Source organism: Streptomyces sp. NBC_01214, from assembly GCF_026340975.1.
Taxonomy (GTDB): domain Bacteria; phylum Actinomycetota; class Actinomycetes; order Streptomycetales; family Streptomycetaceae; genus Streptomyces.
This window is the reverse complement of record NZ_JAPEOS010000003.1, coordinates 971,734-987,468: the sequence shown is the minus strand read 5'-3', so window position 1 is coordinate 987,468 and position 15,735 is coordinate 971,734. Positions and strand designations below refer to the sequence as shown.

The following is a 15,735-nucleotide window of genomic DNA, read 5'->3' as shown; positions in this document are numbered from 1 at the left end:
CGTTCCGGCCGCTTCCGCCGGCTCGAGGGCCGACGTCTGAACACCTGATGCCTGATACCTGATACCTGCACGGGCTTACCGCCCGTGTCCTCATCGTGCCCGTCGGCACGGTCCCACCCCTCGGAGTGCCTCCCATGAGCGACGCAGCATCCCCGGCCCAGCACCACGCGGACGACCCGCTGGGCCTCGCCGAACTGTTCAAGGGCGGTGGTGAGCCGTGGCTTCCGCTGCTGAAGCCCGTCATCGAGGCGCAGCCGGACGCGGCGGCCTTCATCGGCGCGGGTCGCAGCCCGGAGACCGTGCCCGTCCGCGAACTGACCTTCCAAGCGCTCAAGCCCCATCCGCCGCACAAGTGGAAGGTGGTCGTCTTCGGCCAGAACCCTTACCCGCGGCCGGAGAGCGCCACCGGCATAGCCATGTTCGACAACACCTTCCACGACTGGACGGACAGCCAGTTCGGCAGGGTCGTCAGCATCCGCTGCATCATCAAGGCGGCGGCGATGTGGAAGTACGGGATCCCCAAGAAGACCCCCATCGCCGACGTCCGGGCGCTGCTCAAGGAGCGGGACACCGTCCAGCCCCCGGAGTGGTTCCAGGCGATGCTCACGCAGGGCGTGCTGCTGCTGAACGCGGCGCTCACCGCCGGCAGCGACGGTTCGGCGGCCGTCGACCGGCACACCGCGTTCTGGCGTCCGGTCGCCGAGCGGATCGTCGAGGAGATCCTGCGGGCCAAGCAGGACGCCGACGAGGAGGACCGCGGTGTCGTCTTCGCCTGGTGGGGGGCCCACGCCCGGTCCCTGAAGAAGGTCGTCCTGCGGCTCCAGGAGAAGTACCCCGAGGTGGAGGTACGGCACATCGACCACCCCAACCCGGCCGCACAGGGCGACGTCTTCTGCGAAGGCGACCACTTCGGCACGGTGAACGACGCCCTCGCGTCGCTGGGCGCCGATGAGATCGACTGGCTGCCGAGCAAGGGGTGGAACGCGGCGGGGCCGCAGGCCGGCGGCGCGGGCGACGACGTCGCCGAACGCATGGGCGCCTTCATCGCGTCCACCATGGAACTGCACCAGCTGTACCTCGACCGTCTCGCGAGCGTGAAGGACGAGGGACTCGTCCTCCCCGCGATCAGCGGTGTGTTCGACACCCCGCTGATGGGCTTCCAGGACGCCGCCGCTCCGGTCGTCGAGGTGCTGTCCGGCCTGGACCGGCACGTCAAGCTGTCCCACGAGTTCGCCGCGGGGCGGGCGGACGGAGCGGCGGGCGGCCTGTCCGCCGACGCGATCGCCGCGCTCCACCTCTACACCTGCGAGTCCGCGTTCTACCGGGAGATCAACGCCGTCCTGCGCTCCCCGGACCGCGCCCGGCTCGTTCCCTACCTCCCGTACCTGCGGCTGCTGTTCTCCGCCGTGGCGGAGCTGCCCGCCCGCACGGCGCCGTTGTGGCGCGGGGTCGCACTGGACCTGCGCGCGCAGTATCCGCTGGGCCGGACCGTGACCTGGTGGGGCGTGTCCTCGTGCACCTCGGAGGTGGGCGTGGCACGGGCGTTCCTCGGCGGGCGGGGCAAGCGGACGCTGTTCGAGGTGACTCCGGTCCGGGCGGTCGGCATCCGCAGCTTCTCCGCGTTCACCGGTGAGGAGGAGTTCATCCTCGCGCCGGGTACGCAGCTCCGGGTGACCGACGTGAAGACCGAGCGCGGCGGCCTGTGCACGGTGAGGCTGACCGAGCTGGAGGAGCAGACGCTCGTGTCGTGAGCGGACGGCAGCCGATACGCGTTTGCGTTCCTAGGGACCCTAGTTTAAAACTAGGACCCCTAGGAACGGGGGCGGCATGGCACGGGCAGGGCTGACGGCGGAGCGGGTGACGGTCGCGGGCGCCGAGCTGGCGGACGAGGTCGGGCTGGACCGGGTGACCATGTCGCAGGTGGCGCGGCGGCTCGGGGTGAAGGACGCGAGCCTCTACGCGCACGTGCGCAACCTGGAGGACCTGCGCGGACGCATCGCGCTGCTGGCGGCGGACGAGAAGACGCTCCGCATCGCGGAGGCGACGGCCGGCCGATCGGGCAAGGACGCGCTGGTCGCGTTCGCCGACGCCTGGCGGGAGTACGCCCACGCGCATCCGGGCCGCTACACGGCGACCCAGACCCGGATCCGGATCGACCCCGAGCTCGCCGCACGGGCACCCGGACCGCGCCGCGCGGTCGAGCTGACCTACGGCGTGCTGCGCGGCTACGCGCTGACGGAACCCGATCTGACCGACGCTGTCCGGCTGTTGCGCAGCACGTTCCACGGGTTCGTCGCCCTGGAGGCGGCCGGCGGGTTCGCGCACGAGCGTTCACCGCAACGCTCCTGGGTCCGCGCCCTGGACGCCCTCCACACCCTCCTGGAGCACTGGCCCCCGACCCGAGAAGGAGACCCCTCATGAACGGCCCGGACATCGGCAGCCTGCGCGTGGACGGCGCGAACCTGCACTACGAGGTGCGCGGCCGGGGCCCGCTCCTGCTGCTGGTCCCCGGAGGGACGGGCGGCGCGGCCTCCTTCGACGGCATCGCCGACGACCTGGCCGCCGAGTACACCGTCGCGACCTACGACCCGCGCGGCATGTCCCGGAGCACGCTGGACGACCCGGACGCCGAGCAGCACGTGGCCGAGCACGCCGACGACGCGGCGCGGATCGTGGACCTGCTGTCGCCCCGTGAGCCCGCCCGGGTGTTCGGCACCAGCTCGGGCGCGATCGTCGCCCTGCACCTGCTCACCGTCCGTCCCGAACGCCTCGTTCACGTCGTGGCGCACGAGCCACCGGTGGTGGAGGTCCTGCCGGACGCCCCCGATCACCGGCTGCTCATCGCCCGTGTGCAGGAGACGCTCCGCACCGAGGGGCTCATGCCGGCGATGGCCGTGTTCGCCGCCGGTCTGCGCCAGGACGGCGATACGGCCGGGCCGGGGACCGACGTCAGGCTTCCGCCCCGGGCGGCGGCACGGGCCGAGCAGACGATGGCCGACCTGCCGTACTTCATCGGCCGCATCGTGCCCGGCTTCATGTCCTACGTCCCGGACATCGACCGGCTGGAGACGCTGGCGGACCGGCTCGCGCTCGCCTGCGGCCAGGACTCCCGCGGGGAACTTCCCTACCGTCCGGCCGCCTTCCTGGCCGAGCGGCTCGGCACGGAACTCCTGCGGTTCCCCGGCGGACACACCGGCCTGACGACGCACCCCGCCGGATTCGGCGAGCTCCTGCGGAAGGCCTTCCGCGCGTAGGGGGTGTCTCGTGGATCGGGCCGGAGCGCCCGGCCCGATCCACGAGGGGCGCCCGCCCCGGTCGGCCCCGCGTCCGCGCGCCGGCCCACCCACCGGTCGGCGTACGCCTCGCTGCGCGCGGCCCGATGCATTTCTACGCTGGGTGAATGAGCATCAGATCCTCTGGGCGCAGGACCGGCGCGGGCGCCGCAGCTCTCGCCATCGGCGCATCGGTCCTCCTCGTGCCGACGGCCGCCGCCGCGCGGGCCGAGCCGCTGCCACCGCGACCCGCCCCGGCCGTCGACGCCTCGCTGTTGCACCGGGCCGGGACCCACGTACGGGCGCGGCAGGGGGCGCCTGCCCTGCCGGACGACGTGTCCGCCCTGTCGTGGCTGGTGGCGGATGCCGGAACGGGTGCGGTGCTCGCGGCCCACGACGCACACCGCCGGCTGCCACCGGCCAGCACCCTCAAGACCCTCTTCGCCCTCACCGCGCTGCCCCGTCTGCCCGGCTCGGGCCGGCACACGGTCACCGAGGCCGAGCTGGACGAGGTACCGGAGGGGAGCAGCACGGTGGGTCTGTCCGCAGATCGCACCTACCGGGTGGCCGACCTGTGGCGGGGCGTCTTCCTCAGCTCGGGCAACGACGCCGTGCACGTGCTGGCCGCGATGAACGGCGGCTGGGACGTCACGTCGGCGCAGATGCAGGCCAAGGCGCGCGCCTTGGGCGCTCGGGACACCACCGTCGTCTCCCCCGACGGCTTCGATGCGGACGGCCAGGCTTCCTCGGCCTACGATCTCGCCGTCTTCGGTCGTGCGGGCCTCGCCGACCCCGCCTTCGCCGAGTACGCGGCGACCGCCGACGCCCGCTTCCCCGGCGGTACCAACGCCGACGGCAGTCCCACCTGGACGTACGGGATCGAGAACACCAACCGGCTGGTGACCGGTCAGGACGGGATGGGCCGGTACCCGGGGATCATCGGTGTGAAGAACGGCTACACCTCCCAGGCGGGCTTCACGCTGATCGCGGCCGCCCGTCGGGACGGTCGCACGCTGCTGGCGACGGTGATGAACCCCCAGTGGGGCGGCGCGAACGCCGTGTACGAGGAAGCCCGGTCCCTGCTGGACTGGGGGTTCGCCGCGGCGGGACGGGTGGATCCGGTCGGATCGCTGGACCCCCCGCCGCCGCCCGCGGCGCCGCCCGCGACACCGCGCACCGTCGCCGCGCGCGCCGTCGCGCCCAGCGGGGTCGACGTCGGTACGCCGATGGTCTACGGCTTGTCGGCCGCGTTCCTCGCCGCGGTGGCGGCCCTGACCCGGGCAGCCGTCCTGCGACGTCGCCGGAGCCCGTGACCGCGCGCACCGTACCGGGATCCGACGGATCCGGCATCCAAGGCCATAGAGTGACGGACCGTGAACGACGAGGCGCGCGAGCTCGACAGGCTCGTAGGGGAACAGACCGAACCGTGTGGCGAGCCGGGCGACGTGGAGTACCTGCGGGAGCTGGGCTCGCGGGCCTCCGCAGGACTCGTCGCGGCCCGCGAACAGGCGCGGACGTACGAGCGCAGCCTCGCCCAGGTCGTCCGCGCGCTCGCCCTCACCCCCGGCCGGAACAGCGTGGTGCAGCTGGTCCGGCTCCTCGACGAGCACGGTCCGTTCGGGTGCTCCGGCGCGGACGACCGTTCCGTCGCCTCCCTCCTCGCCGAGGCGCAGCAGCCCGCCGACCTCGCCGAGCTCTTCTACGACCGCAGCGAGCGGGACCGGCTCGACGAGGTCCGCGCCTGCCTGTTCCACGAACTGCTCCTGCGGGGCGTCGACGTGTCGGCCCCGCGGGGGCTGAGCAGTTGGCCCGTGGTGCGGCGGTCGTGGCACACGCTGTCCTGGTTGCCGTCGGACCTGCGCCCCTTCGAGACCGGCTCCCCCTTCCCCAGCCGGTCGATCCGCGGCGGTGCGGGCGCGGCCTGGTCGGGACTTCCCTCCGAGGGCCGTCTGGACCCGCCGACACCCCGCACCGGCGAACGCGCTGCGCTCACGGACATCGCCACCCGCGAGCTGCACGAGCGCATCGTCTCGGCACCCGAATCCGGCGACGTCGGTCACTGCGCGGCCTGGGCCTTCGCACTGGACGCGCCGCTGGATCCGGCCCTGGTGCCCGCACTGGTCCCCACCCTGCCCATGGGCTGCGTGGCGGGACTCGCTCCCACGGCCCGTTTCGAGATCGCGCTCCGCCCCCTCGACGACATCTGGAAGATCCTCTTCAGCGCCGCGTCGATGGGCGGCTCGTACGGCAGCGGGGTACACGGCGCGTGGGGCCGGCGCTGGACCTGGCAGTCGCTCGGGGGCCTCAGCGGCGCGCCCGCGGACGCGAGCGCGCCGGAGGTGGAGCGCCGGGCGAAGGAGAGCACCTGGTTCCATTTCGGGTGCGACTCGCAGTGGTTCCAGAACGAGATCTACGACTACGGGATCGCCGCCCTCTCCCCCGACCGCCGCCGGATCGCGGTACTGGCGGTGACGGACACCGACTGAGGGCGGCGCCGACCTGCCCGGACCACACGCCTCGAGCCGGCGAGCACGACCTGGTGGTGCTCGCGCCGGACGGCCGCGGTCGCGCTGCGCCGGAGTGGCGGCCACGGGTGCGGGCGGGGCAGTCTGTACTCATGAGAGCGCCCGCGCGCTCGCCTCATGGACCGCGAGCCGACGGCCACCACCAGGTCCTCTTCGTCTTGGCGGAGTGTGTGCCCTTCGCGATCGCCCTGCTGGTGCTGCTCGTCGAGTTCACGCCTCTGCACGTCCTCTACACCGGCCCCCTGTTGGTCGCGACACCCGCTCTGGCGGCCGTGACGATGGGTCCCAAGGGCACGCTCGCGGCGGCGGGGGTGGCCGTCGGTGTCAGCGTGGCCACCGCCAGCTACAACAGCGCCTGGGGGACCCAACAGGTCTACACCAACTTCCTCGCCCTGTTCCTGGTCTCGGTGGCGAGTTTCCTGACGAGCCGCTCCGCGCGCACGCGCACGGAGAACGAACTCAACCAGGTCCAGCGGATCGCCACCGCTGCCCAGGACGTCCTGCTGCGGCCGGTGCCGGACCGGCTGGGCTCCGTACGGGCGGCCAGCATGTACCTGGCGGCCGAGACGGGCGCGCAGATCGGCGGCGATCTGTACGACGTGGTCCAGACCCGGTACGGGGTCCGGATGATCGTCGGGGACGTCCGGGGCAAGGGCCTGCCCGCCGTGCGGGCCGCCGCGATCGTGCTGGGCGCCTTCCGGGAGGCCGTGCACTACGAGGACGACCTGATGGAGGTCGTCGACCGCTGCGAGGCGGCCCTGCTGCGGGACGCCGCCGTCTCGGGCGCCGGCAACGCGGACGCCATCCTGGAGGGGTTCGTCACCGCGCTCGTGGCCCAGATCCCGGACGGCCCCCACATCGACGTGATCAACCGTGGCCATCCGCCACCGCTGCTGCTGTGCGACGGCGCGGTCCGGCCCCTGATGCCCACCACCCCCCTGCCGCCGCTGGGCCTGGAGGAATTCGTCAGCGGTCCTCCCGGGCGGGCGGACCGCTATCCGTTCGCGCCCGGGGACCGGCTGCTCCTCTACACCGACGGTGTCATCGAGGCCCGCGACCAGGACAAGACCTTCTTCGACCTGGCCGGAGCGATGGTGACCATGCGCGACCACAGCGGGAAGGAGTTCCTGGAGGGCCTGCACCAGGCATTGCTCCGCCACACCCATGACCGCCTGGCCGACGACGCGGCGGTCGTCGTCGTGGACCGGAGCGCCGACGGAGTACACCGGCCGGCCGGAGGTCCGGCGTAGCGCCCCTGGACTCGCCCGGACGGTCCGGGAGGCGACAGCATGGAGGGAGGACGGTCGGCGCGATGCTCCCGGGAGGAGGTGATACGGACAGTGAACGGCCATCGCTTCTCGTTCTGCGGGGCCGAGCTCGCCGCTGTCTACGTGGTCGCCGACCAGGGCAGGGAACTCCATCTCGCCGAGCTGACCGGAAACCGCGGCGTCCTCTACGGGCTGCCGGCGATCCTCGCCGTGGCGGGCCATTCGCCCGCCGCCAATGCCTTCCGCTCGGGCCGCCCGCTGTGGCTGGCTCCCAAGGAACTCGCCACGTTCATCGAGGAGGACCCCCACCACTTCCCCACCCAGGTGCGGGACGGCGCGCCCCACTCGCCGGCCAGGATCTCGCTGGGCGCGCTGCCGCTGGGGTACGACGACCAGGAGCTCGGCTGCCTGATCGTCGCCGGGCAGGCCGGGGACGGCTTCAGCGCCGACGACCGCAGCCTCCTGGAGCTCTACGCCGACCAGGTGGCCACGGGACTCGAATCGGTCGTCGGACGCTTCACCGGACGCAAGTCCCCGCAGGCCCATCTGGGCCAGTCCCTCGTACCCGACCAGGGCGGCGCCTTCATCCTGGAGCTGGCCACCGGTCGTATGGAGGCCGACGCGCACGTGCTGGAACTGCTCGGCCTGCCTCCCGGGCAGTTCGACGGGCAGGTGGAGACCGTGCTCGCCTGCGCCGTCCCCGATGACATGCCGGCCCTGATGGCGCTCGTGGAGCCGAACCGGCTGGCCGCCGCCGGACAGCAGCTGGCGTTCCGCATCCGCCGCCCGAACGGCGAGCTGCGCTGGCTGGGGCTGCGCTGCCGCGTGGAGGTGGACCCGGACGGTACGCCGCGGCGCGTCCTGGGTGTGGTGGCCGATGCCACCTATCTGCGCCCCAGCGCCGACGAGGTCTCCCTCGTACAGCGCCTGTCGGCCACCCTGGCGGGAGCGGCGACCATCCGGGAGGTCAGCCGGCTGGTGGTCGCCGCCCTGCGCGAGCCGCTCGGCGCCTCCCGGGTCGCGGTCGGCGAGCTGGAACCCGAACGGCTCATCGTCACCGCCCTCGCTCCTCCCGAGCCCGATGCCTGGCCCGACGTCTGGCGCTCGGAGTGGCGGTCCGAATGGCCCGACGTCGCGCTGAGCGACCTGCCCACCCTGCAGAGCGCGCTGCGCGGCGGGCACATGAGCCTGTGGCCGCCGGGGGCGGCCCTGGAGCCCGGCCTGCTGGGCGTCGGGCCCGGTGGTCTCGCGGTGCTGCCGCTGCCCGCCGACGGCCGGATGGTCGGGGTGTGTCTGGTGGGGTGGGACGCGGAGCACCGGTTCGGACCGGAGGAGCGGTCGCTGCTGACCGCGACCGCGGGGCTGGTGGGGCAGGCGCTGGTGCGCGCCCACGCCCTGGACGCGGGCCACGAACTCGCCACCATGCTCCAGCGCAGTCTGCTGCCCCGTAAGCTCCCGGAACTGCCGGGCGGGGTCGCCGTCGCCCGCTACTTGCCCGCGACGGCCGGGCTCGAGGTCGGCGGCGACTGGTACGACGTCATTCCGCTCCGTGACGGTCACGTGGCCTTCGTCATCGGAGACGTACAGGGGCACAGCGCGGGAGCCGCCACCATCATGGGCCAGATGCGTACGGCGGTCAGGGCCTACGCGGTGGAGGGACACCCGCCCGATGTGGTGGTCGCACGGGCCAACCGTCTGCTCGCCGGCATGGAGACGGACCTGTTCGCCACCTGCGGGTACGTGGACCTGGACATGGAGGAGGGCATCGCCAGGGTCGTCCGGGCCGGCCATCTGCCGCCGATCTTGCGCTTTCCCGACGGCGTCGCCGAGGAGATGGTGGTCGAGGGCGGTCCTCCGCTGGGCGTGCTCGCGGAAGCGGAATTCCCCATGACCGAGGCGGGGCTGGTCCCCGGCACCCTGCTCGTGCTGCTCACCGACGGCCTGGTCGAGTCGGCCAGACTGCCCCTGGAGGAGGGCGTACGGCGGGTGTGCGACGTGCTCGCGGTGGCCGACCCGGTCGATGTCGGAGGGATCGCCGACGAGTTGGTCGTCGGCGTGGGCCGTCGCGACGACGACGTGGCATTGCTGGTACTGCGCTACGACGGCCAGGGGGACCGGCCGATGCGGAGCCACTGGACGGTGTGGCGGGTGCCCAACGCGGTCCTGCACGCGCGCCGCTTCACCGCGCGCATCCTGCGGTCCTGGGGGGTGGTGGAGGAGCTCGACGAAGCGCTGCTGGTCGTGTCCGAGCTGGTCACCAACGCCATCGCGCACACCCAGGGCGAGGTGGGGATGGATCTGACCCTGTCGGCGGACCGGCTGCGGATCGCCGTGAACGACGCGTCGCCGCGCAGCCCCGTGAAACCGGTCTGGGTGAGCTGGGAGTCGACCGGCGGTCGCGGGCTGCTCATCGTCGAGGCGACGGCCACGTCCTGGGGCTCGGTGCCGCTCAGCAGCGGCAAGCAGGTGTGGGCCGAGATCCCCTGGCGCCGCGGTTCCTGACACGTTGCGCGGGCAACTCCCGGGGGCTCCGGGGGGGGTGGCTCCCGGGAGCGGCCCTCAGCCGCGGGCCGGGAGGGGGCGCTGCGAGCGGCCGGTGTAGGAGCCGAGGGGGCGGATCAGGGCGTTGTGCTCGAGCTGTTCGGTGATGTGGGCCGTCCAGCCGGTGATCCGGCTCATCACGAACAGCGGGGTGAAGGTCGGGACGTCGAACCCCATCAGGTGGTACGCCAGCCCGGCGGGATAGTCGAGGTTCGGGTGGATCCCCTTGCGGCTGATCACGGCGTGCCGGAGCGAAGCGTGCAGGGTGGCGAGCCGGGTCGCGTCGGGGTCCGCGGCGCGGGCGACGAGACGGTCGGTGGCCTCCTGCATGATCGGCACGCGGGAATCGTCGTTCTTGTAGACGCGGTGCCCGAAGCCCATGATCTTCCTGCGGGCGGCCAGTGCCCCCTCCAGCCACTCCCCGGCCCGCTCCGGGTCACCGATCTCGCCCAGCATGTGCATCACGGCCTCGTTGGCGCCGCCGTGGAGCGGGCCCTTGAGGGCGCCGATGGCCGCGGTGACCGCGCTGTAGAGGTCGGAGAGGGTGGAGGTGACCACCCGCGCGGTGAACGTCGAGGCGTTGAAGCTGTGCTCCGCGTAGAGGATGAGCGAGATCTCGAAGCACCGGACGACCTCGGGGGCCGGCACCCTGCCGAAGCACATCCGGAAGAAGTTCTCCGCGTATCCGAGCGACCGGTCCGGCTGGACGGCGGCGAGCCCGTGCCGCCGGCGGTGGTCGGCCGCGACCACGACCGGCAGCTTCGCCAGCAGCGCGAGGGACTTGGTGCGGTTGGCTTCGGTGCTGCCGTCGTCCTCCGTGGGGTCCTGCGAGCCGAAGACGCTGACGGCGGTGCGCAGCACGTCCATCGGGTGGCAGGTCTCGGGCAGCCGGGCGAGCAGTTCGGCGGTGGTCCGGTCCAGGGGGCGCAGGGCGCGCTCGCGGGTCTGGAACTCGCGCAGTTGGTCCGCGTCCGGGAGTTCGCCGTACCAGAGGAGGTACGCGACCTCCTCGAAGGAACAGCGGGCGGCCAGGTCCTGCACCGGGTACCCGCGGTAGGTGAGGGAGTTGGTCTCCTGGATGACGGTGGAGATGGCGGTGGTGTCGACGACGACACCGGCGAGACCGCGGTGGATCTCGGGCGTGGTGGCGGTCATGGGTGGCCTCCGGTGCGGGTGGTCGGTCGGTCAGTTGCCGGGCGGGAGCGTGAAGTCGGCGACGGTCGAGTCGAAGGCGACGTAGTCCTCGTAGCCGAGCACCTCGTAGAGCCGGGAGCGGGTCTGCATGCGGGGCAGCAGTGACTCCTGGGTGCCCTCGGCGGCGAGGGTGCGCAGGCCGTCCTCGACCGCGCCCATGGCGAGGCGGAAGAGGGTGACGGGGTACAGCGCGATGTTGTAGCCGAGGTTCTCCAGCGTGCGGGCGTTGAGCAGCCGGCTCTTGCCGAATTCCGTCATGTTCGCGAGGAGGGGGACGTCGACGGCCTTGCGGAAGGCCTCGAACTCGGCCTCGTCCGCGAGCGCTTCGGGGAAGACGGCGTCGGCGTCGGCGCGGACCCGGCGGGCCATCGCCTCGCGCGCCACGACGCCCTTGCCGTCGAGGTGGCCGCACCGTTTGGGGTTGATCTGGTCCTCCAGGTGGAGTCCGGCCAGCCCCGCGTCCTCCATGAGCTGGAGGGTGCGGGCGGCGTTCATCGGCTCGCCGAAGCCGGTGTCGGCGTCGATGAGGGCGGGCAGGTCGGTGACGCGGGTGATCTGCTGGGCTCGGGCGGCGAGCTCGGTGGAGGTGGTCAGGCCGATGTCGGGCAGGCCCAGGTCGGCGGCGAGCACGGCCCCCGAGAGGTACACGGCGTCGAATCCCGCCTCCTGGACGAGTCGGGCCGAGTACGGGTTGATCGCGCCCGGGATCCTCAGCAGCCGTCCGGAGGCGAGCCGTTCGCGGAAGGTGCGGCGGCGGGACGCGGCAGTGGTGCGGGTGTGGAGGATCAGAGCAGGCCCTTCGGGAGCCGGGTGTCGGCCGCGGCGACGGCGTTGGTGTCGACGGCGGGGAAGAGGTCGGCAAGGCCCGCGGTGCTCAGCTCGGCCAGTCGGTCCGCGGCCCGCAGGAAGTGGTCCTGGGCCGCGCCGGTGACGATCCCCCCGGTCAGCGTGCGGAACTTGGCGGTGTAGCCGGCCCGGTCGAACGGGCGGGCTCCGGCGGGGTGTGCGTCGGCGACGGCGAGCTGGTCCTCGATGACGGAGCCGTCCTCGAAGGTGATCACGGCACGGCCGCCGAAGGCCCGACGGGAGGGGTCCGGGTCGTGGTACCGCCGGGTCCACTCGGGGTCCTCGGCTGTGGAGATCTTCCTCCACAGCTCGACGGTGGCGGGCCGCCCCGCGCGCTCGGGGGCGTAGGAGTGCTCGTGGTGCCAGCCGCCGTCCTCGAGGGCGACGGCGAAGACGTACGGCACCGAGTGGTCGAGGGTCTCGCGGCCGGCGGTCGGATCGTACTTCTGCGGGTCGCCGGAGCCGGATCCGATGACGTGGTGGGTGTGGTGGCTCGTGTGCAGGACGATCGAGCGGACCTGCTCCAGCGGGCCTGCCTTCTCGCGCAGGGTGCGGGCGAGGTCGATGATCGCCTGTGCCTGGTACTCGGCGGAGTGTTCCTTGGTGTACGTGTCGAGGATCGCGCGGCGCGCCTCGCCGGGCCCGGGCAGTGACACGGTGTACGAGGCGTCCGGGCCGTCCAGCATCCAGGCGAGGAAGCCGTCCTCCCCCTCGTAGATCGGCGAGGGGGATCCCTCGCCGCGCATGGCCCGGTCCACCGCTTCCACGGCGGCCTTGCCGGCGAAGGCCGGCGCGAACGCCTTCCAGCTGGAGATCTCGCCCTTGCGCGACTGCCGGGTCGAGGTGGTGGTGTGCACCGCCTGCTGTACCGCCTGGTACACGGTCCCGGTGTCCAGCCGCAGCATCGCTCCGATGCCGCACGCCGTCGCGGCGCCGAGGTGGGCGACGTGGTCGATGCGGTGCGCGTGCAGGCAGATGCCCTTGACCAGGGCGACGTGGATCTCGTAGGCGGCGATGATGCCCCGCAGCAGGTCCGCGCCGCAGCGCCCGGTGCGCTGGGCCACGGCCAGCAGGGGCGGGATGTTGTCCCCGGGGTGGGAGTAGTCGGCGGCGAGGTAGGTGTCGTGGAAGTCCAGCTCGCGCACGGCCGTGCCGTTGGCCCAGGCCGCCCACTCCGGCGACACGCGGGTCCCGGCGGCGACTCCGAAGACGGACGCGCCGGAGGGGGTCCGGTGGCTGAGCGCCTGGGCCCGGGCGACGGCGACCGGGCGGCGGCGCAGCGAGGCGACGGCGACCGCGGCGTTGTCGATGATCCGGTCGACCGCCGTCGCCGCGGCCCCCGGATCGAGGTCCGGTGCTTCCTGGGTGCCGGTGGCCACGAGGGCCAGCTTCCAGGCGAGCTGCTCCTCGCGGGGCAGGCGGTCGGCGCTGGGGTGGACACGTACCTGATGGTCGATCACGGGGCTCCTCGCAGCGTGCGGTGGGATGGTGGGTGCGTCGTCGTTCGAGGGTGAGTCTTCCCCTCCGGGAGGGCCGGGGCGACGGCTCCACACTGCGTAATCCGTCCCGGCCGAACGTGCGAATCTGCGAATTCTGCGAAAGGTGCGGATGCTAACTTCACAGGTGAGGACGGGTGGAGAGGAGCTCGCGATCCCCATGGGACGGCCTGCCGGACGGAAGATCTACGCACACGCGAAACTGCGCAGGCTGCGCCGTGAGCGGGGCATGAACCAGGTCGAACTGGCCCGCGCCCTGGGGCTGTCCACCAGCTACCTCAACCAGATCGAACACAGCCGGCGGCCGTTGACCGCTCCGGTGCTGCTGCGGATCGCCGAGGTCTTCGGCGTCGATCCGGAGTTCTTCTCCGAGGCCGGCGAGGAACGTCTGGCCACCGATCTGCGGGCGGCGCTCGGGGACGAGGCGTGCGGAAGCCCGGTCCCGGGGGACGAGATCGCCGACGTGGCCCGCGACCACCCCGAGGTGGCCCGGGCCCTCGTCGCCCTCCACCAGCGCTACCGGGACGCCTCCGAGCGGATCGTCGCGCTGGCCTCCCCAGAGGACACCGCGGGCCTGTTGCCCGCCGAACCCCACGACGAGGTGCGGGACTTCTTCTACGCCCACCACAACCACTCCGCCGCCCTGGAAACGGAGGCCGAGCGGACCGCCGAAGCACTCGGCCCCGGCCGGGTCGGCCGCGCCGCCGACGCGCTCACGGGCCGCCTCGCGACCCGGCACGGGATCAAAGTGCTCCAGGCGGGCCCCGAACGCTCCGCCGACGCACGGCGCTTCGACCCCGACAGCGGACTGCTCCTGCTCTCCCCCTGGCTCAGCGAGGGTCAGCGCGCCTTCCAGCTGGCCACGCAGCTCGCGCTGTTGGAGCACGGCCCCCTGCTGACCGGACTGGTCGACGCGGCCGAGCTGTCCTCGCCGCAGGCGCAGGGCCTCGCCCGCATCGGGCTCGCCAACTACTTCGCGGGCGCGCTCCTCATGCCGTACACCGCCTTCCACGCTGCGGCCGAGCGGCTCCGCTACGACATCGAGCTGTTGCAGGCCCGCTTCGGCGTCGGCTTCGAGACCGTCTGCCACCGCCTGTCCACCCTCCAGCGCACCGGGAACCGGGGCGTGCCCTTCTCCTTCCTGCGGGCCGACCGCGCGGGCAACATCTCCAAGCGCCAGTCCGCCACCGACTTCCACTTCTCCCGGCTGGGCGGCACGTGCCCGCTCTGGACCGTCTACGAGGCCTTCTCCTCCCCCGGCCGCGTCCTCACGCAGGTCGCCGAGATGCCCGACGGCAAGAAGTACTTCTGGATCGCCCGCACGGTCACCCGGGGCGGCTTCGGCCACCACGCGCCCCGGGCCGACTTCGCCGTCGCCCTGGGCTGCGAGCTGCGCCACGCCCCGCGCCTGGTCTAGGCGCAGGGCATCGCGCTGCACGACGCGCGCGCCGCCACGCCCATCGGGCTGGGCTGCCGGATCTGCGAACGGCAGGACTGTGCCCAGCGGGCCCGGCCCCCGGCCGGCGGTATCCTCTCCGTCGATCCCGACCTGCGCACCCATGTCCCGTACCCGGTGATCGCGGACCGCTGACACCGGCCCCGGCCCTGACCCCGGTCCCGGCCCCGGCCCCGGCCCCCTAGGCTCGGAGGATGCGCATCGTCTCCCTGCTGCCCGCGGCCACCGACATCGTGGCGGAGCTCGGTCTGGCCGCCGATCTGGTGGGCCGTACGCACGAGTGCGACTGGCCGCCGCGGGCGGTGGCCGGCGTGCCCGTGGTGACCTCGGCCGAGTTCTCGGCGGACACCCTGAGCAGCCGGGAGATCTCCGACGCGGTCGGCGGCGCCGCGCACAGCGGGTCCTCGCTCTACACCCTCGACACCGAGGCCCTCGGCGCACTGGCTCCTGACGTGGTCCTGACCCAGGACCTGTGCGACGTCTGCGCGGTGTCCTACGCGGGGGTGAGCCGGGCGGTGCGCGTCCGGGGCGGCGGCGGGCCCCGCGTGCTGAGCCTGGAGCCGCGCACGCTGGGCGACGTACTGGACTGCCTGGTCACGGTGGGCGAGCTGCTCGGCGTGGCGGAACGCGCACGGGAGCGGCGGCAGGCCCTCGCCGCACGGCTGGAGGTCGTACGGGCGCGGACGGCCGGGCGGCGGCGGCCCAAGGTGGTGGCGATCGAATGGCTCGATCCGCTGTGGCCGGCGGGGCACTGGGTGCCGGAGCAGATCGCGTGCGCGGGCGGTGAGGCGCTGATCGCCGCGCCGGGCGAGCACACCCGGCCGATGGAATGGGCGGCGGTCCGAGCCGCCCGCCCGGACGTACTCCTGCTCATGCCCTGCGGGTTCGGTCCGGAACGCACCCTGCGCGAGCGGGAGCTGTTGACCTCGCTGCTGGGGTGGGAGGAGCTGCCCGCGGTGCGCGCGGGCGAGGTGTGGGTGCTGGACGGGCCCGCCTACTTCAACCGCCCGGGCCCCCGCGTCGTCCGCGGCGCGGAGGTGCTGGCGCACGTCCTGCACGGGGTCGGCGCGGGTGTCCCGGTGAGCCCGGCGGAAGCCCGCCGACTCGGCCCCGGCTGAGGGCATCCCGAATTCGGGG

The 15,735-nt window shown here is 73.0% G+C and carries 11 protein-coding genes and 1 pseudogene; 9 read left to right on the top strand and 3 right to left on the bottom strand.

Annotated features, from left to right (window positions below; genetic code table 11):
* Positions 1 to 134: 134 nt before the first annotated feature.
* The 7 genes from OG594_RS40780 (at position 135) to OG594_RS40750 (ending at position 9,567) form a co-directional block, all read left to right on the top strand.
* Positions 135 to 1,751, top strand: a complete 1,617-nt coding sequence (locus tag OG594_RS40780) for an ADP-ribosyltransferase domain-containing protein (RefSeq protein ID WP_266607425.1) — start codon at positions 135 to 137, stop codon at positions 1,749 to 1,751.
* A gap of 76 nt (positions 1,752 to 1,827) precedes the next feature.
* Entirely contained in the window at positions 1,828 to 2,421 is a 594-nt protein-coding gene (locus OG594_RS40775; RefSeq protein ID WP_266607424.1) for a TetR/AcrR family transcriptional regulator, read from the top strand.
* Entirely contained in the window at positions 2,418 to 3,254 is an 837-nt protein-coding gene (locus tag OG594_RS40770) for an alpha/beta fold hydrolase (protein ID WP_266607423.1), read from the top strand. Before OG594_RS40775 ends, OG594_RS40770 begins: the two co-directional genes overlap by 4 nt.
* Positions 3,255 to 3,400: 146 nt before the next feature.
* The gene (locus OG594_RS40765) at positions 3,401 to 4,585 is read left to right on the top strand and encodes a D-alanyl-D-alanine carboxypeptidase family protein (RefSeq protein ID WP_266607422.1); all 1,185 of its coding nucleotides are present in this window, start codon (positions 3,401 to 3,403) and stop codon (positions 4,583 to 4,585) included.
* 60 nt (positions 4,586 to 4,645) lie between these two features.
* Positions 4,646 to 5,758, top strand: coding sequence for a DUF6183 family protein (locus OG594_RS40760; RefSeq protein ID WP_266607421.1), 1,113 nt, complete (start codon positions 4,646 to 4,648; stop codon positions 5,756 to 5,758).
* A gap of 131 nt (positions 5,759 to 5,889) precedes the next feature.
* Positions 5,890 to 7,047 (top strand): PP2C family protein-serine/threonine phosphatase, encoded by a 1,158-nt coding sequence (locus OG594_RS40755; protein ID WP_266607420.1) that lies wholly within the window; start codon positions 5,890 to 5,892, stop codon positions 7,045 to 7,047.
* Between the two features lie 90 nt (positions 7,048 to 7,137).
* Entirely contained in the window at positions 7,138 to 9,567 is a 2,430-nt protein-coding gene (locus tag OG594_RS40750) for a SpoIIE family protein phosphatase (protein ID WP_266607419.1), read from the top strand.
* Between the two features lie 57 nt (positions 9,568 to 9,624).
* On the opposite strand, the gene OG594_RS40745 is transcribed toward OG594_RS40750, so the two are convergent.
* From OG594_RS40745 to OG594_RS40735, 3 genes are read right to left on the bottom strand one after another with little or no spacing between them, the layout of a single operon-like run.
* Entirely contained in the window at positions 9,625 to 10,761 is a 1,137-nt protein-coding gene (locus OG594_RS40745) for a bifunctional 2-methylcitrate synthase/citrate synthase (protein WP_266607418.1), read from the bottom strand.
* A gap of 30 nt (positions 10,762 to 10,791) precedes the next feature.
* Entirely contained in the window at positions 10,792 to 11,586 is a 795-nt protein-coding gene (locus tag OG594_RS40740) for an isocitrate lyase/phosphoenolpyruvate mutase family protein (RefSeq protein WP_266608822.1), read from the bottom strand.
* Positions 11,586 to 13,106 (bottom strand): MmgE/PrpD family protein, encoded by a 1,521-nt coding sequence (locus OG594_RS40735; protein ID WP_266607417.1) that lies wholly within the window; start codon positions 13,104 to 13,106, stop codon positions 11,586 to 11,588. Before OG594_RS40735 ends, OG594_RS40740 begins: the two co-directional genes overlap by 1 nt.
* 196 nt (positions 13,107 to 13,302) lie before the next feature.
* On the opposite strand from OG594_RS40735, the pseudogene OG594_RS40730 reads away from it, so the two are divergent.
* Together OG594_RS40730 and OG594_RS40725 are read left to right on the top strand one after the other, a co-directional pair.
* Positions 13,303 to 14,733, top strand: a pseudogene (locus OG594_RS40730) (short-chain fatty acyl-CoA regulator family protein).
* A 59-nt stretch (positions 14,734 to 14,792) separates the two neighbouring features.
* On the top strand, positions 14,793 to 15,716 hold the full coding sequence (locus OG594_RS40725) for a cobalamin-binding protein (protein WP_266607416.1): 924 nt from the start codon (positions 14,793 to 14,795) through the stop codon (positions 15,714 to 15,716).
* The last annotated feature ends 19 nt before the right edge of the window (positions 15,717 to 15,735 follow it).

Coding starts and splice junctions, on each gene's coding strand:
- OG594_RS40725 (WP_266607416.1), top strand. CDS start 14,793: ATGCGCATCGTCTCCCTGCTGCCCGCGGCCACCGACATCGTGGCGGAG.
- OG594_RS40775 (WP_266607424.1), top strand. CDS start 1,828: ATGGCACGGGCAGGGCTGACGGCGGAGCGGGTGACGGTCGCGGGCGCC.
- OG594_RS40755 (WP_266607420.1), top strand. CDS start 5,890: ATGAGAGCGCCCGCGCGCTCGCCTCATGGACCGCGAGCCGACGGCCAC.
- OG594_RS40765 (WP_266607422.1), top strand. CDS start 3,401: ATGAGCATCAGATCCTCTGGGCGCAGGACCGGCGCGGGCGCCGCAGCT.
- OG594_RS40780 (WP_266607425.1), top strand. CDS start 135: ATGAGCGACGCAGCATCCCCGGCCCAGCACCACGCGGACGACCCGCTG.
- OG594_RS40770 (WP_266607423.1), top strand. CDS start 2,418: ATGAACGGCCCGGACATCGGCAGCCTGCGCGTGGACGGCGCGAACCTG.
- OG594_RS40745 (WP_266607418.1), bottom strand. CDS start 10,761: ATGACCGCCACCACGCCCGAGATCCACCGCGGTCTCGCCGGTGTCGTC.